This window comes from Sphingomonas sp. P2_B6 (assembly GCF_056404755.1).
The window spans coordinates 38,861-63,900 of record NZ_JBFUDK010000003.1; the positions used below are offsets into that span (position 1 = coordinate 38,861).

24 protein-coding genes are annotated in these 25,040 nt (G+C 67.2%); 12 read left to right on the plus strand and 12 right to left on the minus strand.

Translation table 11 applies throughout. From position 1 onward, the window contains the following. Nucleotides 1-43: 43 nt before the first annotated feature. Together AC1DX5_RS04670 and AC1DX5_RS04675 are read right to left on the minus strand one after the other, a co-directional pair. Nucleotides 44-517, minus strand: a complete 474-nt coding sequence (locus tag AC1DX5_RS04670) for a hypothetical protein (RefSeq protein ID WP_465170809.1) — start codon at nt 515-517, stop codon at nt 44-46. A 77-nt stretch (nt 518-594) separates the two neighbouring features. Continuing rightward, complete coding sequence (locus AC1DX5_RS04675; protein WP_465170810.1) at nt 595-1,491, minus strand: AraC family transcriptional regulator; 897 nt, start codon at nt 1,489-1,491, stop codon at nt 595-597. Nucleotides 1,492-1,642: 151 nt separating this feature from the next. Here AC1DX5_RS04675 and AC1DX5_RS04680 point away from each other — a divergent pair, with 151 nt between their 5' ends. Next, nucleotides 1,643-2,605 (plus strand): SDR family NAD(P)-dependent oxidoreductase, encoded by a 963-nt coding sequence (locus tag AC1DX5_RS04680; protein WP_478014373.1) that lies wholly within the window; start codon nt 1,643-1,645, stop codon nt 2,603-2,605. Nucleotides 2,606-2,628: 23 nt separating this feature from the next. Here the strand turns inward: AC1DX5_RS04680 and AC1DX5_RS04685 are convergent, their stop codons facing one another. Then, on the minus strand, nt 2,629-3,399 hold the full coding sequence (locus AC1DX5_RS04685) for an alpha/beta fold hydrolase (protein WP_478014374.1): 771 nt from the start codon (nt 3,397-3,399) through the stop codon (nt 2,629-2,631). A 170-nt stretch (nt 3,400-3,569) separates the two neighbouring features. Here AC1DX5_RS04685 and AC1DX5_RS04690 point away from each other — a divergent pair, with 170 nt between their 5' ends. The 4 genes from AC1DX5_RS04690 to AC1DX5_RS04705 all read left to right on the plus strand — a co-directional run bounded on the left by AC1DX5_RS04690 (nt 3,570) and on the right by AC1DX5_RS04705 (nt 6,947). Beyond that, nucleotides 3,570-4,238 (plus strand): sensor histidine kinase, encoded by a 669-nt coding sequence (locus AC1DX5_RS04690; protein WP_478014375.1) that lies wholly within the window; start codon nt 3,570-3,572, stop codon nt 4,236-4,238. Nucleotides 4,239-4,336: 98 nt separating this feature from the next. Then, nucleotides 4,337-5,860, plus strand: a complete 1,524-nt coding sequence (locus AC1DX5_RS04695) for a sensor histidine kinase (protein ID WP_478014376.1) — start codon at nt 4,337-4,339, stop codon at nt 5,858-5,860. Next, complete coding sequence (locus AC1DX5_RS04700) at nt 5,857-6,498, plus strand: response regulator transcription factor (protein ID WP_465170815.1); 642 nt, start codon at nt 5,857-5,859, stop codon at nt 6,496-6,498. Before AC1DX5_RS04695 ends, AC1DX5_RS04700 begins: the two co-directional genes overlap by 4 nt. Nucleotides 6,499-6,581: 83 nt before the next feature. Further along, nucleotides 6,582-6,947 (plus strand): response regulator transcription factor, encoded by a 366-nt coding sequence (locus AC1DX5_RS04705; RefSeq protein ID WP_465170816.1) that lies wholly within the window; start codon nt 6,582-6,584, stop codon nt 6,945-6,947. 236 nt (nt 6,948-7,183) lie between these two features. Here the strand turns inward: AC1DX5_RS04705 and AC1DX5_RS04710 are convergent, their stop codons facing one another. The 6 genes from AC1DX5_RS04710 to AC1DX5_RS04735 all read right to left on the minus strand — a co-directional run bounded on the left by AC1DX5_RS04710 (nt 7,184) and on the right by AC1DX5_RS04735 (nt 14,705). Then, nucleotides 7,184-7,699, minus strand: coding sequence for a Dps family protein (locus tag AC1DX5_RS04710; protein ID WP_465170817.1), 516 nt, complete (start codon nt 7,697-7,699; stop codon nt 7,184-7,186). 104 nt (nt 7,700-7,803) lie between these two features. Next, a complete protein-coding gene (locus AC1DX5_RS04715) occupies nt 7,804-8,487 on the minus strand; it encodes a 2OG-Fe(II) oxygenase (protein WP_478014377.1) in 684 nt (227 codons plus the stop codon). After that, entirely contained in the window at nt 8,484-8,972 is a 489-nt protein-coding gene (locus tag AC1DX5_RS04720) for a methylated-DNA--[protein]-cysteine S-methyltransferase (protein WP_478014378.1), read from the minus strand. Before AC1DX5_RS04720 ends, AC1DX5_RS04715 begins: the two co-directional genes overlap by 4 nt. 85 nt (nt 8,973-9,057) lie before the next feature. Next, nucleotides 9,058-10,356 (minus strand): peptide MFS transporter, encoded by a 1,299-nt coding sequence (locus tag AC1DX5_RS04725; RefSeq protein ID WP_478014379.1) that lies wholly within the window; start codon nt 10,354-10,356, stop codon nt 9,058-9,060. Nucleotides 10,357-10,359: 3 nt separating this feature from the next. Further along, complete coding sequence (locus AC1DX5_RS04730) at nt 10,360-12,372, minus strand: serine hydrolase domain-containing protein (RefSeq protein WP_478014380.1); 2,013 nt, start codon at nt 12,370-12,372, stop codon at nt 10,360-10,362. Further along, the gene (locus AC1DX5_RS04735; protein ID WP_478014381.1) at nt 12,372-14,705 is read right to left on the minus strand and encodes a TonB-dependent receptor; all 2,334 of its coding nucleotides are present in this window, start codon (nt 14,703-14,705) and stop codon (nt 12,372-12,374) included. Before AC1DX5_RS04735 ends, AC1DX5_RS04730 begins: the two co-directional genes overlap by 1 nt. A 126-nt stretch (nt 14,706-14,831) precedes the next feature. Here AC1DX5_RS04735 and AC1DX5_RS04740 point away from each other — a divergent pair, with 126 nt between their 5' ends. Next, nucleotides 14,832-15,524 (plus strand): helix-turn-helix domain-containing protein, encoded by a 693-nt coding sequence (locus tag AC1DX5_RS04740; protein ID WP_465170823.1) that lies wholly within the window; start codon nt 14,832-14,834, stop codon nt 15,522-15,524. A gap of 25 nt (nt 15,525-15,549) precedes the next feature. After that, on the plus strand, nt 15,550-16,572 hold the full coding sequence (locus AC1DX5_RS04745) for a dipeptide epimerase (RefSeq protein ID WP_478014382.1): 1,023 nt from the start codon (nt 15,550-15,552) through the stop codon (nt 16,570-16,572). Between the two features lie 14 nt (nt 16,573-16,586). Here the strand turns inward: AC1DX5_RS04745 and AC1DX5_RS04750 are convergent, their stop codons facing one another. Then, nucleotides 16,587-17,177 carry a TetR/AcrR family transcriptional regulator gene (locus tag AC1DX5_RS04750; RefSeq protein WP_465174960.1) on the minus strand — a complete coding sequence of 197 codons (591 nt, stop codon included), beginning with the start codon at nt 17,175-17,177 and terminating at the stop codon, nt 16,587-16,589. Nucleotides 17,178-17,252: 75 nt separating this feature from the next. Between AC1DX5_RS04750 and bdcA the strand changes: the two genes are divergently transcribed. Together bdcA and AC1DX5_RS04760 are read left to right on the plus strand one after the other, a co-directional pair. After that, nucleotides 17,253-17,966: an SDR family oxidoreductase gene (gene bdcA / locus AC1DX5_RS04755; protein WP_465170826.1), complete on the plus strand. Its 714-nt coding sequence runs from the start codon at nt 17,253-17,255 to the stop codon at nt 17,964-17,966. Nucleotides 17,967-18,230: 264 nt separating this feature from the next. Then, on the plus strand, nt 18,231-18,872 hold the full coding sequence (locus tag AC1DX5_RS04760; protein WP_465174961.1) for a glutathione S-transferase family protein: 642 nt from the start codon (nt 18,231-18,233) through the stop codon (nt 18,870-18,872). Between the two features lie 12 nt (nt 18,873-18,884). Here the strand turns inward: AC1DX5_RS04760 and AC1DX5_RS04765 are convergent, their stop codons facing one another. Further along, nucleotides 18,885-19,766, minus strand: a complete 882-nt coding sequence (locus tag AC1DX5_RS04765; protein WP_478014383.1) for a TolB family protein — start codon at nt 19,764-19,766, stop codon at nt 18,885-18,887. Further along, nucleotides 19,763-20,842, minus strand: coding sequence for a hypothetical protein (locus AC1DX5_RS04770; protein ID WP_478014384.1), 1,080 nt, complete (start codon nt 20,840-20,842; stop codon nt 19,763-19,765). Before AC1DX5_RS04770 ends, AC1DX5_RS04765 begins: the two co-directional genes overlap by 4 nt. A gap of 93 nt (nt 20,843-20,935) precedes the next feature. Between AC1DX5_RS04770 and AC1DX5_RS04775 the strand changes: the two genes are divergently transcribed. The 3 genes from AC1DX5_RS04775 to ppa all read left to right on the plus strand — a co-directional run bounded on the left by AC1DX5_RS04775 (nt 20,936) and on the right by ppa (nt 25,036). Continuing rightward, nucleotides 20,936-21,874, plus strand: a complete 939-nt coding sequence (locus AC1DX5_RS04775; RefSeq protein ID WP_478014385.1) for a LysR substrate-binding domain-containing protein — start codon at nt 20,936-20,938, stop codon at nt 21,872-21,874. Nucleotides 21,875-22,464: 590 nt separating this feature from the next. Beyond that, nucleotides 22,465-24,384: a M61 family metallopeptidase gene (locus AC1DX5_RS04780; RefSeq protein WP_478014386.1), complete on the plus strand. Its 1,920-nt coding sequence runs from the start codon at nt 22,465-22,467 to the stop codon at nt 24,382-24,384. A gap of 94 nt (nt 24,385-24,478) precedes the next feature. Then, nucleotides 24,479-25,036, plus strand: coding sequence for an inorganic diphosphatase (gene ppa, locus AC1DX5_RS04785; protein WP_465170832.1), 558 nt, complete (start codon nt 24,479-24,481; stop codon nt 25,034-25,036). Nucleotides 25,037-25,040: the final 4 nt, after the last annotated feature.

Here is a 25,040-nt window from a genome sequence, read left to right on the forward strand (position 1 = left end):
AGGGCTTCGACAAGCTCAGCCCGAACGGAGGGGAGCTATTGCTTTACCGCTCGCGGCGCACCGTCACCGGGCCCTGGCCCTTGATGTCGAAGAAATGCGCGCCGAGCATGCTGCGGCGATAGGATACGACGTCGCCTACCACCGGCCGGCGGCCGCTGCTGGTCGTGGTGCTCCACACGCTGCCGTCCGCCAGGCGCAGCTCGAACAGGCCGAAGTTCAGCGGCGAGATGCCGACGATCGTGCTGGTGAACCCGGATTTCGCCTGCGCCGCCTTGGCAGCCTTGGGCGGCTTGGGCGGTTTGGCCTCGCGCAGGCCGGTGCGGTTGACCGGCTGGGCCGGCTCGGCGGCCGGTGCGGGCACCTCGGCCGGTACGCCCTGCTGCCGGTCGTAACAGGCGAGGCGCTGAGTCGGATCGGCGATCGACCGGCAATCCTGCGCCTGGGCCGGCACCGCCGCGACGCCGCCGAGAACCAGGGCGGCCGAAAGTGCCGCCGACCGACATATGCTGATTGTCACCGAACCCGCTCCTATAGGATATATAATCCACAAACCCTAGCGCGCCGGACAGGCCGACGCCATAGCTGCCGTGCGACTCACGCCGCGACGATGGCCTGAACAAGCCCCTGCCCGCGCAGCCGCTCCGCGTCGCGCGCCGGCGGGCAGCCGAACATCCGCGCATATTCCCGGCTGAACTGCGAGGCGCTTTCATAACCGACCGAATAGGCCGCGCGCGACGCGTCGGCGCTGGCGATCAGCAGGCGCCGCGCCTGATGAAGGCGGAGCGACTTCTGATATTGCAGCGGGCTCATCGCCGTCGCCGCCTTGAAGTGCCGGTGGAAGGACGCGAGGCTCATCCCGGCGATATCGGCGAGCGCCTCGATCCGGAGCGGCTTGTCGAAATGGCTCCTGATCCAGCCGATCGCGGCGCGTATCTGCGACAGGCGGCTGTCGGTGATCGCCGCCTGGCGGAGCATGCCGCCCTGTGGCCCCTGCAGGATTCGGTACAGGATCTCGCGCTCGAGCATCGGCGCGAGCACCGGCACGTCCTCCGGCGTCTCGAACAGCGCGAGCAGCCGGCCCCAGCTGTCGAGCAAGGCCGGGCTCGCCGCGCCGACGGCGAAGCCGGCGGTCGGCTCCTCCGCCCGGGGCGGCAGCTCCGACAACAGCGACGTCACCATGTCCTGGTTCAGCGCCATGCCGACGACGATATAGGGCCGGTCGGGACTCGCCTTCACGATGCACCCCGATACGGGCAGGTCGATCGAGGCGATCAGCTGATCCCCGGCACCATATTGGAGCAGGCGGTCGCCGATCATCACCTGCTTTTCTCCTTGCAGCACGATGCAGATCATCGGTTCGTACATGCCGGGCAAAGCGCCGGTGGGAGCGCCGCTGACATGAATGCCGAGGCGCGGAATGACTCTGCCGCGTTCGCCATCGCCCTGATGCCGCAGCGCGAGGGCGCACAATCGATCGAGCTGTTCCCGCATGGGCGCAACATGGCGCACGCGGCCCGCGAAACAAGCGCCGCGAACGGGGGACTGAGAGGATCAGGCAAGAACTCGACACGATCGGGCGTCCGGTTCGCGCGTCCGGCGACCAGATAGGCGCCGCAATGCCCCCTCTCCAAGGAGATCTCCCATGAGCAGCATTTTCGGCGACACCACGACCACTGACGAGGTCCTCGACGGCGTATCCCTGCGCGGCAAGCGCATCCTGGTGACCGGCGTCTCGGCCGGCCTCGGCGTCGAGACCGCGCGCGTCCTCGCCGCGCATGGCGCACAGGTCGTCGGCGCCGCCCGCGACCTCGACAAGACACACCGCGCGACCGAGGTGGTCCGCGAGCAGGCCGCCAATGGCGGCGGCCTCGACCTGATCGAGCTCGACCTGGCGAATCTCGCCAGCGTGCGCGCCTGCGCCGATGCGCTGCTCGCCGATGGCCGCCGCTTCGACGTGGTGATCGCCAATGCGGGCGTGATGGCCACCCCGCAGGGCAAAACCGCCGACGGCTTCGAGACTCAGTTCGGCACCAACCATCTCGGCCATTTCGTGCTGGTCAACCGCATCGCCTCGCTGATCAATCCGGGCGGGCGGCTGGTGAACCTGTCCTCGGCCGGGCACCGCTTCGCCGATGTCGATCTCGACGATCCGAATTTCGAGCATACGCCCTATGCCGAGTTCGTCGCTTATGGCCGGTCCAAGACCGCCAATGCGCTGTTCGCGGTCGAGTTCGACCGGCGCCACAAGGACCAGGGCATCCGCGCGACGGCGGTCCATCCCGGCGGCATCCATACCGAGCTCGCGCGCCACATGACGCAGGAGGCGATGGAGACACTGATCGCATCGATCAACGAAGCCCAGAAGGCGGCAGGCGCCGAGGCTTTCCGCTTCAAGACCATCCCGCAAGGCGCCGCGACCTCGGTCTGGGCCGCGATCGTCGCCGCCCCGGAAGAGGTCGGCGGCAGATATTGCGAGGATTGCCATGTCGCCGAGATCGTCGAGGGCGAAGGCATTCGCGGCGGCGTGCGCGCCTATGCGCTCGACCCCGACCATGCCCGCGCGCTCTGGGCAAAGAGCGAGGAGATGGTCGGCGAGCGGTTCTGAGAACCGGCTCGACTAACCGGCGATCAGGCCGCGCCGCCATCGGCGGCGCGCAGGATCAGCCCGGCGATCTCGCGCGGATGGGTGACGAGCGACAAATGACCTGAGTCGAGCTCGATGGTCGCCGCCTTCATCCGCCGCGCGAGGAAGCGCTCCAGGTCGGGATTGGTCGTGCGGTCGTTGCGCGACACGGCATAGAAGCTCGGCTTGCTGCGCCACGCCGCCTGGGTGGTGCGGCTGTCGAACAAGGTGTCAGCAATCGGCCCCTGCACGGCGTAGAGCGCACGGGCGCGCACTGGATCGACGCCATTGGCGAAGTCGCGCAGGAACGCCTCCTCGCTCAACTGGGCAAAGCCACCGGCATGAGTCAGCCCGGCCGAGGCCGGCGGCGTCGGAAACTGCTTCGTCAGTGCCGGATAATCCTCGCCCGCATCGGGCGCGCGGGCGGCGACATAGACCAGGGCGGCAACCCTGGGATCGGCACCGGCTTCGCTGATCACCATGCCGGCATAGCTGTGACCCGCCAGCACCATCGGCCCGTCCTGCAACGCGATCGCCCGCTTTGTTGCGGCGACGTCGTCGGCGAGCGAGGTCAGCGGGTTCTGCACCGCGGTCACCTTCATGCCCGCCGCCTGGAGCAGCGGGATGACCGCGCTCCAGCTCGATCCGTCGGCATAAGCGCCGTGCACCAGAACGACGTTACGGATGGCGGGCGCGGCGGCGCGGGCGACCGGCGCAAGCGCGGCGCTCGCCATGGCGGCACCCAGGGTCAGGGTGAAAGTCCGGCGATCCATCATGACACTATTCCTCTCGGTTATGATGACGCCGGATATCTGCCGCACGATGGGCTGTTGCCATCATACCAAGGGGTGGTCCGACCCTAAACCACCGTATGATGGCCCGCCCGGCGACGATCGGGGATCACTGCAGTCCTCGGCAGCGGGAGTGCTGCCCGGAGGGGACCGTCATGATGATGACCACCATCGACCGCGTTGCGCAGGATGCCCGTGTGACCGTCCTGCCGCCGGCGCCCGAACCCAGCACCGCCGACGAGGTCAACCACCGCGTGGCGAACAGCCTCCAGCTGCTCTCCGCGATGGTCTCGGCCGAAGCGCGCGGCATCCAGGATCCGGTGGCCGCCGCCGCGTTCGACATGACGCTCCGCCGGATCGGCGCGATCGCCGGTGTCCATCGCCAGCTCTACCGGTCGCACCAGGCGGCCATGGTCAATCTCGGCACCTATCTCGACGAGCTTGGCGGCGAGCTGGAGCAAAGCGTCGCCGACAGCGCCGCCGGCCGCTTCGTGATCGTGCACGCCGCCGGCGTGCTCGTGCCGGCGGATGAGGCCACGTCGGTCGGCATCATCGTGTCGGAGATCGTCACCAACGCCTTCAAGCACGCCTATGCGCCGGGTGAAGCCGGCATCGTCAGCGTCGTGCTGCGCGTGGGCGCGGGCGGCGGCTATCTGCTCGAGGTCAGGGATTGCGGCCGGGGCCGCGACCCGAACCAGGCCGCAAGGGGAACCGGCCTGGGCGGCCGGCTGGTCGGCATGATGGCGGCGCGGCTGGGCGGCCATCATGCCTGGCTCGACGCCAACCCCGGCACCTGTTTCGAACTGTGCGTCGGGACGCGATGATCCCCTGGTCCCACCAATCGGAACTGTTGCGCTCGCGCACCCTCTCGTTCAGCGTGGAACCCGTCTGGTCGGGATGGCCCCGGCGGTGGCGGGAGACGATGATGCGCGGAGACCGGGAGGGAAGGCGACTGGCCGCCCGCCTGCGCACCGCGACGGCGATGGTCGTGGCGCTCGGCATCCTGGCGCTCGACATATTGAGCCCGCTGCAAGGCGCGGTCGCCGTGCTCTACACCACGGTCGTGCTGATCGCCTCGCGCAGCAACGATCGCATCATGGTGATCGCCGCCGGCCTGGTCTGCGCACTGCTCGCCATGATCGGCTATGTCATGAGCCACTGGGCCGAGCCGCTCGGCTCCCCCGCGATGCGGCTCGTCGTCAGCCTCGTCGCGATCGGCATCACCACCATCTTGTCGGCCCGGCATCTGTCGGACATCGAGGCGCGGCGCCGGTCCGAGGAACGCTATCGCACCATCTTCAACGCCGCCGGCTTCCCGATCTGGGAATCGGACTGGTCGACGGCCTTTGCCCTGTTGCGGGACGGACGCGAGGCCGACCAGGAGCTGGTCGAACAGGCGGCACGCGGCGCGCGCCTGCGCGACGCCAATCTGGCCGCCGCACTGCTGTTCGGCCTGCCCGACCGCGAGACGCTGATCGCCGGTGGCATCTTCCGCCACTATACGCCGCTCGGCGGCGTGGCACTGATCCGCATCTTCAACGCATTGAAGCGCGGCGAGGAATGGATCGAAGAGGAATCGCAGTTCCGCACGCTGTCGGGCGAGACCGTCGACGTGGTGCTGCGCGTGACCCTGCCGCAGGACAATCGGGGCTGGTCGCGCGTGCTGCTCATGGCGCTCGACGTCACCGAGCGGAACCGCGCCCAGGCGCGTTTCGCCCAGGCCCAGGCCGAACTGACTCACGTCGCGCGCATCACCACGCTCGGCCAGCTCGCAGCCTCGATCGCGCATGAGGTCAACCAGCCGCTGTCGGCAATCATTACCTATGCCAAATCGGGCAAGCGCTGGCTGGCGCGCGAGGCGCCGGGCGCGGCGGAAGTGTCCGACTGCCTCGACCATATCGCCTCCAACGGCACGCGTGCCGCGAGCGTGATCGAGCGCATCCGCAACCTCGCCCGCCGGGCCGAGCCGAAACAGAGCCGCATCGATCTCGCCGCGCTGATCGAGGAGACGATCGCGCTGCTCGACCGCGATTTCCAGGCAAACCATGTGACGGTCCAGGCCGCGATCCCGGCGGGCCTGCCCGAAGTGACGGGCGACCGGGTGCAGATCCAGCAGGTGCTGATGAACCTGATGCTCAACGCGGAGCAGGCCATGGGCCAGAACCCGCTCGACCGCCGCGACCTGTGCCTCGACGCCGAGACCGACGCCGGCGGCGTGACCGTGGCGGTGCGCGATTGCGGCCCCGGCATTGCCGGCGACGATCCGGAGGCGCTGTTCCGCCCCTTCTTCACCACCAAAGCGGACGGCATGGGCATGGGCCTGTCGATCTGCCGGTCGATCCTGGAGCAGCATGGCGGCAGCCTGACCGCCGGCAACAACCCCGAGGGCGGCGCGAGCTTTCGCTTCCGCCTGCCCGTCGCCGACGACGAAAGGGCCGTGGCATGAGCATCGACCAGGGCTGTGTGTGCGTCATCGACGACGACGATGATGTACGCGGCGCGCTCGGCAGCCTGTTCCGCTCGACCGGGCTCGCGGTCGCGCTTCACGAGTCGCCCGCTTCCTTCCTTGCCGCGGGCGTGCCGGGCCTTCCTTCCTGCCTGGTGCTCGACATCCGGCTCAAGGGCGAGAACGGACTCGATTTCCAGGAGGGCCTTGCCGCGCGGGGAATCCATATCCCGGTGATCCTGATCACCGGGCATGGCGATATCCCGATGACGGTGCGCGCGATGAAGGCGGGCGCGGTCGATTTCCTGCCCAAGCCGTTCAGCGAGGACCAGATGCTCGAAGCCGTCGCCGCCGCGATCGAGCGCGACCGGGCGCGGCGCGCCGAATCGGCCGGCAGCGAGCGGCTGAAGCAACTCTACGCCTCGCTGACGCCGCGCGAGAGCGAAGTGATGGGGCTGGTCGTCACTGGCCTGATGAACAAGCAGGTCGCCGGCCGGCTGGCCCTGTCGGAGATCACGGTGAAGATCCACCGCGGCAATGTGATGCGCAAGATGGAGGCGCAGTCGCTCGCCGACCTCGTCCGCATGGCCGAACAGCTCGGCGTGCGCGACGAGTCGATCCACCGGTTTAACGCCTGAGTATAATGGTGGAATTCTTCGGCGCGGCGCATCCGGAGGACTGACCCCGGCGTTAGGCCCTTATCGTGACTGGAGTATCCACCGTGACCGCATCCCCCCTCATCGCGATCGTCGACGACGATCCGGGCGTGCGGGGCAGCCTGAACAGCCTGATGCGGTCGGCCGGCCTGACGCCGCGATGCTTTTCCGGCGGCGAGGCGCTGCTCGGCTGCGGGCTGGAAGGCCAGATCGCCTGCATCGTGACCGACCTGCACATGCCAGGCATGACCGGCCTCGAACTGCAGGCCGAGATCGTGCGGCGCGGGTGGCGCCATCCGGTGATCGTGATGACCGCCTATCCGACCGACGCGGCGCGGGACCAGGCGCTGGCGGCGGGGGCCGTGGCGTTCCTGTCCAAGCCGATCGATCCGGATGCGCTGATCGAGGCGATCGAGCGGGCGGCGAATTAGTCCAGCCGTCTACAATCCCCCTTTCCGTTCGTGTCGAGCGAAGTCGAGAAACCTGCGTCGAACCCAACCAAGTGTCTCGACGTCGCTCGACACGAACGGAAAGGGGATGTTTCGGCTCGGCCCACACGCAAGGAATTGGCGACGAGCCAGGCCCGCCGCCGCAAATTTCGCTCCAATAGTTTCGCGGCGACGCGCCCGGACCGGGGGGAGGGAAGGCGCGCCGCCGCGGCCGTCCCTCAGCGGGAGACTGGGGACCGGCAACTCTCATAGAGGAACCAGCTGCGGCGCTCGGTCTCGTCGATCCAGACTTCAAGCAGGCTGGCGGTCGCGACATCGGCATAGTCGTCGCACAGCGCGTGTACCCGGCGCATCTCGGCGACGAGCTGCTTGTTGTCGCCGTGCAGCTCGGCCAGCATGTCCTGCGGGTCGACATAATCGGCATTGTTGTCGAGGATGCGCTGGCGGCCGGCGATGTCGGAGATCGAGCGGATCGTCGTCCCGCCGATCTTGCGCGCGCGCTCCGCGATCGCATCGGTCATCGCGAAGATCTGGTCGCCCTGCTCGTCGAGCAGCAGGTGATAATCCCGGAAATTCGGGCCGCTCATGTGCCAGTGGAAATTCTTGGTCTTGAGGTAGAGCGCGAACACATCGGCGAGCAGCCCGGCAAGCCCGGCGGAAATGTCGCGCGTCGCCTCGGTGCCGAGATCGGTCGGGGTCCCCAGAAAGCGTTCGGCGATGGTCGGGCTGGTCATCAAGCGTCTCCTCGAAGTCGGGGACGGCAGGTGCCGCCCGCCTCGTCAGATAGGCTTTGGCCGGGACGATATAATCCACACCTTGGTTTAGGATCGCCTCGCCATCAGTGAGCATCGTGGAAGATGACGCCCAGCGTGTGGCGATGCCCCGACCGCAACGTGCTGACGCCATGCCGCATCGTCACGCGGTAGTCGCCGCGCGAACCCCGGTGCGGCCGCTGGCTGACCGCGAAGACCACGGCATCGCCTTTGGCCAGCGGCACGACGTCGGCGCGCGACTGCATGCGCGGGCGCTGCTCGGTCAGCACGAACGCGCCGCCGGTGAAATCCTCGCCCGGCGCCGACAACAGGATCGCGACCTGCAGCGGGAAGACATGCTCGCCATACAGGTCCTGGTGCAGGCAGTTATAGTCGCCCGCGCCGTAACGGAGCAGCAGCGGCGTCGGCCGGACCTGTCCCGCCTCATGGCAGCGGTCGAGGAAATCGGCATGCGCGTCAGGGAAGCGTATATCGATCCCCATCCGCTCGTTCCAGCGATTGGCGATCGGCGCGAGCCGCGGATAGAGCGCCGCGCGCAGGCCCGCCACGAGCGGCGGCAGGGGATAGGCGAAATAGCGATATTCGCCCGACCCGAAGCCGTGCCGCGCCATCGCCACATGGCTGCGGAACATCGGCCCCGGGCCGTAGAGCGCGGCCGTCGCGTCGCACTCGGCGGCGGAAAGCAGGCCGGGCAGGATCGCCCAGCCCTGCCCGTCCAGATCCGCCCGGACTGCCTCCCAGTCGATCACGCCGCCTGCCCGCTTTCGAGCCCGAGCAGCCGCTCCTTCGCGGCAAGCCCGCCGGCAAAGCCGGTCAGCGCGCCGTTCGATCCGATCACCCTATGGCAGGGCGCGATGATCGAGATGGGATTCCTGCCGTTCGCCGCACCGACCGCGCGCACTGCGCTCGGCCGGCCAATCTGCCGCGCGATCTCGGCATAGCTGCGCGTCTCGCCGAACGGGATGGTCAGCAGCGCATGCCACACGCTCTTCTGGAAATCGGTGCCCGCGAAATCGAGCGGGACGGTGAAGGCGGTCAGCGTGCCGGCGAAATAGGCGCCGAGTTGCTTCTCCGTCTCGACCAGCACGGGATGGTCCACATCCTCGATCATTGCGCCCAACCGCACGCGGCCCGGCCGGTCATTCTCCCACAGGATCGCGGCCAGCCCGGTGTCGCGCGCGACCAGCTTCAACTCGCCGACCGGCGACGGGATCGTCTTGTAAGAATAGGTCATGTCATCGCTCCGTTCTTGCGGATCATGACATGGCCCCGCCGGCGGATCGACACACCCCGGGACTTGCCTTCAAAAAGCGCCCGGGTCAGCCGATCTCGATCGGCGTCCTGCGGCTCATCGCGAACAGCACCACCGCGGCGAGCGCGACCGAAAGCGCGCCTGCACCGAAGAACAGCGTCGCCGGGATGGCGCCCCACCACGCCCCCATCGCGCCGGCGAGCAGGCTGCCGAGGAACTTCGCGATATACCAGGCGCCCATCGCCATCGCCGCGACCTGCACCGGCGAAAGCGCGCCGACCAGCGTCAGCCCGACCGGGATCACCATCAGCTCGCCCAGGGTGAGCAGGATGAAATAGGCCGTCACCCATTCCGCCCCGACGCGCTGGCCGGTCTCGGCATTCAGTGCCGCCGCGACGACCATCACCAGCATCGCGAGCGTCGCCACCGCGCAGCCCAGGCTCATCCGCTGCAACAGGTTCGCCGGCCCGCGCCGTTCGGCGCGCTTCGCCCAGAAGCGGATCAGGAACGGCGTCGCGAGGATGATCAGCAGCGGATTGATCGACTGGAACCAGGTCGCCGGAATCTCGACGCCCGATCCGAGCAGCGCGATATGCCGGTCGGTCTGATGCTCGACCCACAGCGCAATGACGTTGCCGCTCTGCTCGTACGCGATGCGGAACAGCACGACGACCGCGACGATCGCCACCAGCAGGCGAAGGTTGCGCCATTCCGGCTTCGTCAGCGCGACGGGAACGCCCCCCGGCGATCGCGACCGCGTCGGCGGATCGGGCGGCAGCAAATGCCCGAAACCGAGATACACGGCGAGCCCGACCAGCATGCCGAAGCCGGCCGCCGCGAAACCCCAGTGCCAGCCATAGATTTCGCCCAGCGTGCCGCACACCAAAGGCGCGAGCAGCCCGCCGAGATTGATCCCCATATAATAAGCGCTGAACGCCTGGGTCTGGCGCGGATCCTTGTCGGCGTAAAGATTGCCGACCTGGACGGCCAGGGGCGGGATGAAGAGCCCGTTGCCGATCGCGACCAGCGCCAACGCCGGGAACAGCAGCGCCTCGAACGCCATGGCGAAATGGCCGAGCATCATCAGCACGCCGCCCAGCACTACGCTGCGCTTCCGGCCCAGCCAGCGATCGGCAATGATCCCCCCGAAGAACGGGCTGAAGAACGCGGCCGCGCCATATGTGCCGTAGATCAGCGACGACTTGCCCTGGCTGAAACCGAGATGCTGAGTCATGTAATAGACCAGCAGTGCCTGCAGCCCGAAATAGGAGAATTCGGCCCACATCTGAGTCATGAATAGCACGGTCATGCCCGGCGGGTGACCGAACAGCGCCTTCCCCGCCGGAACCGATGTGCCTGATGCCATGCCTTAGAAGTTCAGGCCGAAGGTCATCGTCTTGAGGCTGAACGCCAGCCAGACCAGATAGACCGCCGAGAGCGCGACCAGCACCGTCCATGCCGTCGCCAGCCGCTTGCGCTCCGGGCTGCGCGCCATCGTCCAGGCGTTCCACAGGGTCAGGACCGTGCCGGCGACGGCGACGAGCGTCAGCAACTGCAACAGGCGCATCCAGATATCGAGCCGGCCGTCGAGCGCCTCGAGGTTGCTGCTCAGCACGCCGACCATCGCCATCCAGCCCCCCGCCACGATCACCGCGATCCATGCGGTGACCCGCGTCGCGCGGTGCAGCATCAGCGGCCGCCCAGCGATCTGTGGGCGATAGCCGTACCGCCGGCGGACCAGCGCCACGATCGGCCAGGACAAGGCCGTCACCAGCATCACCGCCAGCGCGGCGAGCAGCATGGGAATGATCCACCCGGCATTCAGCGAGCCGGACGCCGGCAGGAACAGGATGATCGGGGCGAACTCGGCAGGAGACAGGCTGACGACCTTGCCGTCCTTGACCAGCGCGCCGAGCCGGCCCTCGCCGCCGACTTCCTGCCACTGCCAGGGCGCCACCTCGCGCCAGCGCTTCGGCGCACCGGCGGCATCGGTCAGGGCGGCAACGGTGATCGTATTGTCGTCGTTGAGCGCGACCGTCGTCTCGCCGAGCAGAGTCACCAGGCGCAGCCAGTTGGTCAGCGACCCGCGGCTGCTGACATAATGGCCCGCCAGGGTCCGCCCATGCTCGGCCGCGGTGGCCAGGGTCGGCAGCGGTGGTTTGGCTTGCGGAAAATAGCGGTTGGTGAAGCTGTCGAACAATTTGCCGCGCAGGATATGCGCCGCCCCCGCCTTGCCGCCCGCATTGAACGACACGAACACGCCGACATTCTTGTCGAGATAGAGGTGCAGGTCGGAATGGAAGAAATTGGTGTCGCCGCCATGCCCGACGATGTTCAGGCCATTGGCGCCCTCATGATAGAAACCCAGCGCCATGCCCGGCAGCCCCGGGATCGGGGTGTTGGCCGTCGCATGCATCAGCGCCGCGGTCTGCGGATTGAGCAGCGGCCCGCCCTGGGCGAGATGCGCGATCATGAACTGCCCCATGTCGGCGCCCGTCGCGGAGAGCGCGCCGGCCGGCGACATCGGGATGATCTCGAATTTCTGCGGCTCGCCCGAGGCGACTTCATACCCCTGCGCCATGCCGGGTACGAGCGCGGCCGGCAGCGGCTGGGCGAAGCTCGAATGGCGCATGTTGAGCGGCGTCAGGATGTGGCGCTGGACATAATCCTCGAACTTCTCGCCCGACACGCGCTCGACCAGATAGCCGGCGAGCGACGCGCCATAGTTGGAATAGGACGCGGTACTGCCCGGCGCATAGATGCGGTGCGGCACCCAGCGCTTCAGCACGTCGCCGAGCGGCTTGACCGCCTTCGGATCGGTCGTGATCAGGAACTTCGCCGTCTCCTCGAAGCCCGAGGTGTGCGTCATCAGGTTCCGAAGCGTGATCGGCTTGCCGAAGGCGGGCGGAATCCTGAAGTCGAGATAGGTGTTCACGTCCTTGTCGAGATCGAGCTTGCCCGCCTGGACCTGCTGCATCACCGCCGTCCAGGTGAACAGCTTCGAGACCGAGCCGGGCCGGAACAGCGTCGCTGCCGGATCGACCGGCTTGCCCGTCTTCATGTCCGCCTTGCCGAAGCCGCGCTGCGTGAGGACCTTGCCATCCTTGACCACCACGACCACCGCGCCGGGGATGCCGCCCGATTCGAGGCCATAGGGCATCAGCCCGTCGAGCCAGGCATCGACATCGGTCGCGGTCAGCGGCGCGCCGCCCGTTGCCGGGAGCACGCCGGGCGCCGAGCCGGCAGGCTGTTCGGACGCAGGCGGCTTGATGGGGTCGAGCTGGGTCGGTGCCTGCGCGGCGATCGGCACCGCCACCAGCAACAGGGACGGGAGCGCGTGCCGGAGCAGGCGCGTGGCGAGGTCGATCAATCCAATATGCATCAGAAATCGAATCCCAGGCTGAGGCCGATGGTGCGCGGGCGGATCATCGCGAGGTCGATCAACCCGGCATAGCGACCGCTATAGATGCCGGCATAGGTCTGCCCGCGCGAATTGGTGACGTTCTTGGCATAGACGCTCAGCGTGACCGGCTTCATCTCGATGCCGGCACGCAGATCGACGCTGTCATAACCGTCGAGCATGAGGCGATGGCCGAAAGTGGCCTGATAGCCCGAATCGAAGTCCGCGGGGCGATCGCTCACCAGCATGACCGATCCGCCGACGAACGCGTTCATCCGGTCGTTGAGCGCCCAGTCATAGTCTGCCGACATGCTGGCACTCCAGCGCGGCGCATAAGGAAGCTGGTCGCCGTCCGATCCGCCCACCAGGATGTTCCCCTTGAGGTCGGTGTGGTTGTACGCGACCGAGCCGACCACCGACATACCGCGGATCGGCCGGAGCGTCGCGGTTACTTCGGCACCATAGCTCTTCGCGCCCTCGCCGTTCCCGTCCGCCGTGACCGGGCCGATCGCGGTGTCGAAGGTGGTCGTGATCTGGGTGTCTTTCCAGTCGAGATAATAGACCGAGGCATCGATGCCGAAGGTCCGGTCGGGCGTTTCCGCGCGCACGCCGGCTTCATAGCTGATCAGCGTATCGGCCCTGAACTGCGCCGGATAATCGGCGGGCGCGCCGGGCGGAACGACATTGGGGCCACCCGGCCGATAGCCCTTGGCGACGCGCGCATAGACCGCGACCCGGTCGTTGATCTCGTACCGAGGCGAGACCGACCAGGTCCACACCCCTTCCGACGAGTTGCCGAGCAGCGTCGCGTCGGCGCCCTGCAACACGGCGAATCCACCCCCCAGGCTCTGGGTCGTGCGCTGCTCATTGTGACTGTACCGGACCCCGCCGGTGATATCGAAGGCCGGGGTGACATGCCATGTCGCACTGCCGAACGCCGCATATTCCTTGTACACCGAATCCAGCTGCGCCGTCAGGAAATGGGTGAAAGGAAGCGGGCTGGCGGGAACGCCCGGACCGAACAGATCCTGCGGAATGGTGCCGGCCTCGGGAAGGAACGCCCCCGTCGCGGGATCGAACGGCCGGTAGAGCTGATAGATCTGGCCCGGCTCGCGGGTGTAATAGCCGCCGATCAGCCATTCGAAACTGTCCGACTTGGCGGATGTCAGCCGCACTTCCTGCGCGAACTTCTTCTGGCTGATATTGGACGGCTGGTCCGTGCCATAGGGCGTCGCCGCGCCGTAGAAGGGAGCGATGTCGCCCAACAACGGCGTGGCGTCGATGTCCTCATGCTGGCGCAACGTGGCGTAGCTGGTGACCGAGGTCAGGCTGAGCGGCCCGAAATCATAGTCCAGCGTACCGGAATAGAGCCGGTAATCGACCGAGTTGCTCTCCCGCAGCGTCTGATACCGAACCAGGCCGTCCCCCGCCGCACCGGTAAAGGGATCGGCCGTGATCGGCGTGAGCGTCTGCGGATCGGCATCGACGGCGTCCCGGCCATGCGCGCGGATATTCTGCGCGATCGCGGTCAGCCGGACCGAAAAGCGGTCGCTCGGCTTGAACAGCAGCGAGGCGCGGCCGCCATAGCTGGCGGAATCGTTGATGTCGCGGTCCGGGATGCCGACCGCGTCGATATAGCCGGGCGTCTTGCGGTAGAAGCCGCTGACGCGGACGGCGAGCGTATCGCTCAGTGGCACATTGACCACGCCATTGCCGGACCAGCCGGTGCCGCCGCCGTCGACCGTCTCGACACCGGCCTGGCCGCGGATGGAGAAACGGTCGAACTTCGGCGTCGCGGTCACATATTTGAGCATCCCGCCCAGCGAATTCGCCCCGTAAAGCGTGCCTTGCGGGCCCCGCAGGACTTCGATCCGCTCGATGTCGAACGGGTCGATGTCCCCGGCAAGATGCGCGGCATTGGTCTGGCTGGTGCTCGATCCGAAGGGGGTATCGTCGATATAGATGGCGACGGTCGGGCTGGCGCCGCCGGTGTTGATGCCGCGCAGGATGACGCGCGTTTCGCCGGCATTCTGCTGCTGCAGGGTCAGGCCGGGAACGAGCGCCGCATAATCCACCAGGCTCGTCGCATGCCGTTGCTCGAGTACCTGGCTCGAGACGACCGAGATGGACTGCGGCACGTCGATCAGGTTCTGGCTCCGCTTCTGGGCGGTCACCACGATATCCTCGCCCCAGCCCTCGCGGTCCTCCGCCGCCGGCGTCCGGGCGTCCTGCGCCGCTTCCGCCGCCTGCGCCGCCGGTACCCATGCCGCCATCGCCGTGGCTGCCAGCCACAACGCCCTTGATTGAAACGCCATCGCCCAATCCCTTCGAAACATGGGCGTCATCATGCCGGATGTTTCACTTATGGCAACTGTTTTCTTATCGAGCGACGAGCATTCCCAATCCCCCGGCTTTGCGCTAGCGTCCGGGCGAGAGGGCATATGGCGAAGAAGGCAAGCACCAACAGTCCGCACCCCGGCCTCGCGCTGCGCGCGGCGCGAATCGAGCAGGGGCTGACGCTGCGCGCGCTCGCGGCGAAGATCGACATGCCGTTCTCGACGCTGTCCAAGCTCGAGAACGGCAAGATGGCCATGACCTATGACAAGCTCGTGCGCCTGGCGCAGGGCCTGGGCATCGACATGGGCAGCCTCGTGGCCGGCACGGCGGCAACCCCACAGGCCCCCGCCGCACTGGGCCGCCGCAGCGTGCAACGCGCCGGGAAACTGCCCGGCGCCAGCTCCGAACGCCACACGCATCACTATCCCGCGTCGGACCTGCTGGGGAAGATGATGGTGCCGATCATCATTGAGGTGAAGGCGCGCAGCATCGACGAACTGGGCGGGCTGGTGCGCCATTCGGGCGAGGAATATCTCTATATATTGCAGGGCGCGATGGAGCTGCATTCCGATCTCTACGCGCCCCTGCTGCTGACCGAGGGCGACTCGGTCTATTTCGATTCGGGCATGGCGCACGGCTATGCGCTGGTTGGCGAGGAGCCGTGCCGCGTGCTGGCGGTGTGCGCGGGCCCGGGCATGCAACGCGTGGTACAGTCTGCCGGGAAAAGCTGGAATCTCATCTCCTCCGACGAATCGGGTTCGCTATCCGGGAACGATGTTTCTCATATTGAAACGTGAGCGCTTTCATGTGATGTGACGGGGCATGGAGACCCCGACCGCGACGACGCGCGCCCGCCCGCTCAACCTCATCCATCGCCGCGACGCGATGCTGATGCGCGAGCCGTTCCGTATCTCGGGCTATCTGTTCGAATCGATGCCCGCGGTGATCGCCACGCTCTCCGACGGCGCGCATGCCGGGCGGGGCGAAGCCGCCGGGGTCTATTATCTCGACGACGACCCCGACCATATCGAAGGCGAGATCGAGCGGTGCCGCGACGCGATCGAGGCGGGCATCGATCGCCAGGGCCTGCGCGACCTCCTGCCCCCGGGCGGCGCGCGCAACGCGCTCGACTGTGCCTTGTGGGAACTCGAATCGCGTCGCGCCGGCGTGCCGGTATGGCAGCTCGCCGGTGTCGGTCCGCCCCGGCCGCGCGTCACCACCTTCACCCTTCCCGCCGACGATCCGGCCGAAATCCTCAAGCGTCTCGCGGCGCTGCCGACCGCGCTCGCGATCAAGCTCAAGCTCGAGGGCGATCTCGCCGCCGATACCGAACGCGTCCGCGTCGTGCGCCGGGCACGCCCGCAGGTCTGGCTCGGGGTCGATGCCAATCAGGGCTATGGCGGCGAAGATCTCGACGGGTTGGTCGCTATGCTGGTCGACAACAATGTCGCGCTGCTCGAACAGCCGGTCCGCCGCGGCGCGGAGGCGCTGCTCGACGGCTGGCAGTCGCCCATCCCGGTCGCCGCCGACGAAAGCGTGCAGGACCTGGCGGAGATCGATGCGCAGCGCAGCCGTTTCCAGGTGATCAACATCAAGCTCGACAAATGCGGCGGCCTCACCGAGGCACTGCTGATGGCCGATCATGCCCGCCGGCTTGGGCTGAAGGTGATGGTCGGCAACATGGCCGGTGCGACGCTGTCGACTGCGCCCGCCTTTATCCTCGCCCAGCTCTGCGACGTGGTCGATCTCGACGGCCCCTGGTTCCTCGCCGATGATCCGCTCGCCGCGAGCCTTTACAAGGATGGCGAGGTGATGGTCCCGGCGAGCCTATGGGGCGCCGGCTGAGCCAAGCTCGGCGTTCAGGCCGGAAGGGCCAGGGCGACGGCCGTGCCGGCAAGGCGGGCAGTGGCAAGGAGCTGGTCCAGGCCATGCCCGTTCCTGGCCTTGGCCGAGAGGCCGGACATCGTGGTGCTGACGAAATTCATCAGACGCTCGGCCTCTTCCGGGTGGCGGGCGGCAATATAGCGCTGGATGGCGTCCTCCGCGGCGAGGTTGAACGCGCGGGCAGCCTCGCGCGCCTCCCGATCGTTGCAGCGAATGCCCTCCAGCACCAGGCAGCCGCCCGCCGCGGGATCGGCGGCGTAGCGGCGGGCAGCCTCTTCCAGCAAGGCCGCAAGGGCTTCGGCGACGGGGCGGTCGGGGCGCAGGATCTCGTCGAGGGGAATCGCCCGAGTGCCCGCCCAGTGATCCAGAATGCGGGTGTAGAGGCCGGCCTTGTTGCCAAAGGCAGCGTAGAAACTCGGCGGGTTGATGCCCAGCGCCTCAGTGACGTCCGCGACGCTGACGGCGTCATACCCGCGAGCGTGGAAGAGATGCTGAGCGGTGGCGACAGCCTCGTCGGGATCGAAGCGCCGGGGGCGTCCGCGCCGGCGCAATATATTTGTAGTCACGATTACATAATCCCTTGACTCGACCCTTCGGAGTTTTATGTAGCGCGCCCTACATTAAACCTCAAGGAGGACCCGATGGCTGCGTTTCAAGGAAAGTCAGTTCTGGTGCTCGGCGGCAGCCGAGGAATTGGAGCCGCGATCGTGCGGCGCTTCGCAACCGAAGGTGCGACAGTGACCTTCACTTATGCGGGGTCGCGCGATGCGGCCGAGCAACTGGCGGCGGAGACCGGCAGCACGGCCGTACTGACCGACAGCGCCGACCGCGACGCAGTGATAGCGCGCGTGCGCGACACCGGGCCGCTCGACATACTGGTCGTCAATTCCGGGTTTGCCATTTTCGGCGATGCGCTGGAACAGGACCCGGACGCCGTCGACCGGCTGTTTCGGGTCAACGTCCATGCCCCCTATCACGCTTCGGTCGAGGCGGCTCGGCAGATGCCGGAAGGTGGACGGATCATCGTGATCGGTTCCGTCAACGGGGATCGGATGCCCGTCGCGGGCATGGCATCCTATGCGCTCAGCAAGTCCGCCCTGCAGGGCATGGCACGCGGGCTTGCGCGGGATTTCGGGCCACGCGGCATCACGATCAACGTCGTGCAGCCCGGGCCGATCGACACGGATGCGAACCCGGAGGACGGGCCGATGAAGGATCTGATGCACAGCTTCATGGCGATCAAGCGCCACGGACGGCCCGAAGAGGTCGCGGGAATGGTGGCATGGCTTGCCGGGCCCGAGGCGGGTTTCGTGACAGGCGCGATGCACACGATCGACGGCGCGTTCGGCGCCTAGCCGGCCCGCGCGCCGTTCGCGGCAACCCATACCGACTGAGCCAGGAAAGGGCCTGCCCGGAGGGCAGGCCCTTCGAAGCGATCTCGCGCGCCGGGCCATCGACCGGGTCGTCCGGCAATTTGCGACCGTGACGGTCAGCGGCTAGGATGGGCGACAGCGCGCGACGTCGGGCAGCATTTATGAAACGCCCGGCGCGGCCCCTGGCAACGTCCGAGACGAACGGTCTACGCGTTCGGCACGAGCAACGACGGATGGAGATGCCGGATGGGCGACCTGACTATCACCACGTTCGACTGGGTTCCCGAGGCGCCGCGCGGCTATGTTCGCGACCTCCGGGTACGGTGGGCGCTGGAAGAGGCAGGCTTGCCCTATCGTGTCGAGAGCGTGCCGTTCGGCGACCGCACGGCCGAGCATTTCGCGCACCAGCCCTTCGGCCAGGCGCCATGGCTGACCGATGGCGACATCTCGATCTTCGAGAGCGGCGCGATCCTGCTTCACCTGGGCGAGAGGAGCGAGGCGCTGCTGCCGGCTGACCCGCAGGCACGCAGCGACGCCAAGCAATGGCTGTTCGCGGCGCTCAACTCCGTCGAGATGGCGAGCCTGCCCTGGTCGCTATTGGTGTTCACGGGCGAGGACCGCGAGTCCCCGGCGTGGAAGCTGTTCAGCGGGTTCCTCGACCAGCACCGGCTCAAGCACCTCGAGCCAGTGCTGGCCGGACGCGAATGGCTGGCCGGGAGCTTCTCCATCGCCGACATCATGATGTCGGACGTGTTGCGTCTGGTCGACCGGTTCGACGGGCTGGCGGCATTCCCCGCCGTCCGCGCCTATGTCGCCCGCGCCACGGCACGGCCCGCCTTCGCCAAGGCCCATGCCGACCAGATGGCGCACTTCGCCGCGGCGGATTGAGCGGCCGCCCCGTCAGGAGCCCTGCTCAAGGCGATAGGCAACCGTGTAGAGGTCCATGCCCTTCGCGCCGGGCCGCCGGGCGGAGAAGGCAAGGCTGGCGGGTCGGGACCAGTCCAGCATCGCGCCGTAACTGTCCCCCTTCCCTTCGGCGCCGCTGTTGACGCTTCCGGGCAGCGGGGTGCCCGCGTCGTACCGCCCTCGTCTCGCCGAGGCGTGGAACAGGTCAACCCGATCAGTGCGGAAATCGCCTGCCCGGGCGAAGACGATGGTGGTACCGTCGGACAGGAAGGTCGCGTCGAACTCGTCGCCGCTGGTGTTGATCGCGCCCGCCACCGGGCGGCCCGGCGCGAAGCCGGCGCCTTTCCGGGTCGCGACATAAAGGTCGTGACGGCCTGCGCCGCCGGGCCGGTCGCTCGAGAAGAGCAGGGTCGACCCGTCCGGCGACAGCATCGGGGCGAACTCGTTGCCCCTGCTGTTCGGGGCGCCGAGCGATTCGACCGCGCCGAAGCCGCCGGCGGTGACGGCCACGCGGTAGAGATCGTCGCCGCCCATCCCGCCCGGCCGGTCCGAGCAGAAATAGACGAAGCGTCCGTCAGCCGAAAAAGCCGGATCGAAATCCCGGACCGGCGCATTGAATGGCACCGGCTCGGCGGCGCCCCAGTCTGTTCCAGTGCGCCGCGACATCCAGATGTCGTAGCCGCCCGGGCCGCCGGGCCGGTTCCGGCTGAACCACAAGGCCGTCCGCCCGTCGGGACTGATCGTCAGCCGGACCTCCGAATAATCGGTCGAGGCAATGCCCGGCGCGAACAGGGTCGCCTCGCCGACGATCTCGAGCGGCGCGGCGGCACCGAGCAGCAGGGGCAGCACACAAGCCAGCAGCGTGACGGCCCTCATGCGCGCCTCGTAAAGTCGCTGACCCAGTTGGTCTCCCAGCTCTTCCCGTCATCGATCGACAGCGCCTGTTCCCAGCGCGCCGATGTGGGTGTGATCCGCGACCACAGCACGCGCGCCTTGACCGGGCGGCCGTCCTGCACATCGTCGCCGATGAAGGTCCCCACGCCACCGGCGAAACCGCCGCGCACCGGCGGCGCGATCGTTCCCGGATTGCGGCCGTCGAGCCACCAGCTCGACCAGAGCCGCGTCACCGGATCGAAGGCGCGTATGCCGACGCCGCGGTAATGGCCGGCGGGGAAGTCCATCCTGTTGTCGCCGACATTGCCCTGCCCGCCCAGCACCGGCCAGTTGACCAGAGTGCCGCCGAACGCGTCCCAGTCATTGCTGCCGGCCAGCCGGCGCTTCAGCTTGCGGTGCCGCACGTCCCAGCTTCCGACCAGGAAATCCCAGTCATGCGGCGCCACGCCGGAGGGCGGCAGCGGGGTGGGCGTCGCGGCAGTGCGGGTGAAGAAATTGACCCAGTTCACTTCCCAGTTCTTGCCGCCATCGGTCGACAGCGCCTGTTCCCAATGCGGCCGGCGGCCATGCGTTTCGAACCAGCGGAAACGCGCGGTGACCGGGCGCCCCTTGAACATGTCTTCGCCGATGAAGGTCCCGCTATCCCCGTTGAACCCACCGCGCACCGGCGCGTCGATCGCGGTCGGGTAACGCGAATCGAGCCACCAGATCGACCATGTGCCCGCCGCCGGATCGAACGCCCGGATGCTGAGCCCGCGATAGATCCCGCCGGGCAGATCGAGGCTGTTGTCGTCGATCGTGCCGAGCCCGGCCAGGGTCAGCCACAGCGCGCTCCTGCCGGCGAATTCGTCCCATTCGGTGCTGCCGGCGAGCCGGTCGCGCAGGCGGCGGTGCCACACGTCCCAGTTGCCGATCAGCCAGTCCCAGTCATGCGCCCGGGCGGCAAGATCGCCCTGCGCCGCGGCAAGGCCGGGCAGGCCGCACGCCGCAATACCGCCCATTGCCGCCAGGGCCGCGACGATCTCGCGCCGCGCCGGCTGGCTCGATTCCCTCTCCATCGCTCACTCCCGCCTCATGGCCATGCGGGGCAGGATGGCAGCGGCAGCGCAATTGACTAGGCGAAGATGGCGGCAAGAGGCTAAGTCAACCTTATGGTCGACCACCGCTTTCCGTCGCTCTCATCGATCCGCGCGTTCGAGGCGGCGGCGCGCCTGGGAAGCTTTACGAAAGCAGGGCAGGAACTCGGCACCTCGGCCGCCTCGGTCAGCTATCATGTGCGCCAGCTCGAGGCGCAGATCGGCGTCGCGCTGTTCCGCCGCCATCCGCACCGCGTCGAGCTGACCGAGCCCGGCGCGGTCGTCGCGCGCGAGGCGATCGACGCGTTTGCCGGCCTGCGCGCCAGCTTCGTACGTGCCGCCGACATGGACGAGGCGCGACTGTCGCTCACCGCGCTGCCCACCTTCGGCACGAGCTGGCTGACACCCCGGCTCGGGCGGTTCCGCGCGCGGCATCCCGAGATATCGCTCGATCTCGACCTGTCGGCGGTCGCCGAGGACCTCGCCGCCGGGCGGTTCGACGCAGCGATCCGCAACGGCCATGGCCGCTGGACCGGGCTGCGCTCGATCCGGCTGATGCCGAGCCTCTTCATGCCGCTCTGCGTGCCGGCCCTGAAGGACGCCGCGGCCGGCCTCGGCGATCCGCGCCGCCCGATCGAGGTACCGCTGCTCGGGCGCCCCGACTGGTGGACCCTGTGGTACCGCGCGCTCGGCTTTGTCGAAGGGCCCCCACCCGCCAACTTCGGCACCAGCCTGGCACATGAGCATATGGATGTGGCGGCGGCGTTGGCCGGGCACGGCATCGCCATCGCGTCGCCGATCCTGTTCCGCGGCGAGATCGACGCGGGCCGCCTCGTGCCCGCGCATGACATGGTGGCGAGCGACGGCCGCGCCTTCTGGCTGGCCTATCCGGTGGCGCGGCAGCACAGCCGCAAGATCGCCAGCTTCCGCGAGTGGCTGAGCGAGGAAGCGGCGGCGGCGTGCACGGCGGGTGCCGCCTTCATCCGGCGCGCGATTGCCCCTCAGGCTGGATAGCGGTCCGCCGCCCGGTCGATCTGCCGGTGCTGACTCGCGACTGATTCAACCGCAGCGGCGATCATGCTTGAATCGCCGGGAGCCCCTCCCGTCGTAACCGGACCACCAGCATGCCAAGTATCGCTTTCTCGTTCGCAGTAACGCTCATTGAAAATCTGATACCCCTCGCGGAATTCGGCAAGATCATCGACACTATGTCCAAAACTAGCGCGACGCGCCACCGCGCTTCTCGGCAAGTCGCTGCACGCCTCACGCTCTCATTCTTCAATAAAACCCGCGCAACGCCCAAGAAGCGCCCGATTTCGCCCCGCAGGCAGGTGGGTCGCATAAATCAAAGATTACTGGACCGGAATCGCCGGAGCGATGCAGGTGCCAACTGGATTTCTTGTCTTTTACTGTCAGGAGCGACTGGCCGCTCGCCATCGAAAATGTCGCCACGATCGAGCCCAAGGCCACAAAATTACGCCGGGCCTGACCCACATCGCGAACGCTACGGAATTCCCCTCGAACGCCGGTTCCCGGCGCTGGACTCGGGCCGCCTCAGCCCATTAAGCCGCTTCATCTCCTCTTTTGCCGAAAGGCCATCCTTGATGATCCGTCGCGTCCTGTTCGTGTCCCTGCTCGCGTCCGCCGGCCCTCTTCTCATTGGCCCGGCGCTCGCCGAGAATTCGAAGCCGCAGCCGGTGCCTTATGTGAACACCATCCCGGACGCGCGCGACATTCCCTATCCGGGCACGATGACGATCGACGTGGACGCGACCGACATCAGGCACGGCATCTTCACGACGAAGCAAACCATACCCGTCGCCAGGTCCGGTCCGATGGTCCTGCTCTTCCCGAAATGGCTGCCCGGCGCGCATTCGCCGCGCGGCGAGCTCGACAAGGTAGTGAACCTGCACATCCGCGCGAACGGCAAGGAGATTCACTGGACGCGCGATCCGGTCGATGTGTTCGCCTATCATATCGACGTGCCGTCGGGCGCCAGGACGCTCGATATCGGCCTGCAATTCGCCTCCGCCACCGCGAGCGACCAGGGATCGATCGTCGTCTCGCCGGACATGCTTCGCCTGCAGTTCAACTCGATGAGCCTCTATCCCGCCGGCTATTTCACGAGGGCGATCCCGGTGAAGGCGACGGTGAAATATCCGGAGGGCTGGCACGCCTCGTCCGGCCTGCCGTCCAGGGCGGTGGGATCGACCTACACCTATGAGCCGACCAATTACGAAGTGCTGGTCGACTCGCCCGTGCTGGCCGGCCGCTATTACAGGCAATGGCCGCTCAGCCCGCGCGTCAACCTCAACGTCTATGCCGACAATGCCGAGGAACTGGCCGCTACCCCCGAGCAGATCGACGCGCACAAGCGCCTGGTCGACCAGGCGGTGAAGCTGTTCGGCACCCAGCATTACGACAAATATGAATTCCTGCTCTCCCTGTCGGACCAGATGGGCGGCATCGGCCTCGAGCATCACCGCAGCTCCGAGGACGGAGTGAAGCTCGGCTATTTCCTGAAATGGAAGGACGGCCCGGGATCGCGCAACCTGCTGCCGCACGAATATACCCATAGCTGGGACGGCAAATATCGTCGCGGCGCCGATCTGTGGACGCCCGATTACCGTACGCCGATGCGTGGGTCGCTGCTGTGGGTCTATGAAGGCCAGACGCAATTCTGGGGCTATGTCCTGCAGGCGCGTTCCGGCCTGGTGTCGAAGCAGGACACGCTCGACCAATATGCCGCGATCATGGCGGCGCTGGACAATCGCCCGGCGCGCAACTGGCGCAACATGGTCGACACCACCAATGATCCCGTCATCTCGCAGCGCCGGCCCAAGGGCTGGCTGAGCAACCAGCGGTCGGAGGATTATTACAACGAAGGCCTGCTGATCGGGATGGAAGTCGATTCGATCCTGCGCAAACTGTCGGGCGGCACCAAATCGATCGACGATTTCGCCGGCACCTTCTTCCGCGGCAGGGACGGTGACTGGGGCCAGGTCACCTACACGTTCGACGATGTGGCGGCGACGCTGAATACCATCCAGCCCTATGACTGGTCGGGCTTCCTGAAGAAGCGCATCACCGAGACGGGCGAGCCCGCGCCACTCCAGGGCTTCATCAACAATGGCTACAAGCTGATCTACACCGACGAGCCGACGCCTTCGTTCAAGCAGGCCGAGACGACGGGCAAGCGCACCGACCTCAGCTATTCGCTCGGCCTCGCGCTCAACAATGAAGGCGCGGTGACGGGCGTGACCTGGGACGGCCCGGCGTTCAAGGCGGGCATGACGGTCAGCGACACGATCGTCGCGGTCAATGGCCAGGCCTGGTCGGCCCAGGCGATCAAGGATGCCGTCACCGCGGCGAAGACGGGCAAGGAGCCGATCGTGCTGCTGGTCAAGGCGAATGACCGCATCGCGCCGGTGAGCATCGACTATCATGGCGGCCTGCGCTATCCGCGCCTTGAAAAGATCGGCAGCGGCGAGGGTGGCCTCGATACGCTGCTGACGGCGAAATAGGAGGGGGGCACCCCAACACCGCTCGATCCGGGCTTGCCGGGGCTTTCGCGCCCCGGCCGACCCGGCCGGACGCCCACGAAAGCCAGGGACAGACATGAATATCGACTTGATCTCGATTGGCGATGATCCGCCCAACAGCCTCAACGTCATCATCGAAGTACCGGTCGGCGGCGAGCCGGTGAAATATGAGTTCGACAAGAAATCCGGCGCCTTGTTCGTGGACCGCATCCTCCACACGCCGATGCGCTATCCGGCGAATTACGGCTTCGTGCCGCACACTTTGTCGCCCGATGGCGACCCGCTCGATGCGCTGGTCATCGCGCGCTCGCCCTTCGTGCCGGGCTGCGTCGTGCGCGCCCGCCCGATCGCGGTGCTGAAGCTGGAAGACGAAGCCGGCGGCGACGAGAAGCTGGTCTGCGTGCCGGTCGACACCACCTTCCCTTATTATTCGGACGTTGGCGAGCGCGGCGATCTGCCCTCGATCGTGCTCGCGCAGATCGAGCATTTCTTCAAGCACTACAAGGACCTGGAGTCCGAGAAATGGGTGCGCATCGGCCAATGGGGCGATGCCGAGGAAGCACGGCGCATCGTGATCGAGGCAATCGCCGCGGCCAAGGCCGCCAAAAAGGCGAAGAAAGCCAAAAAGGGATGATCGG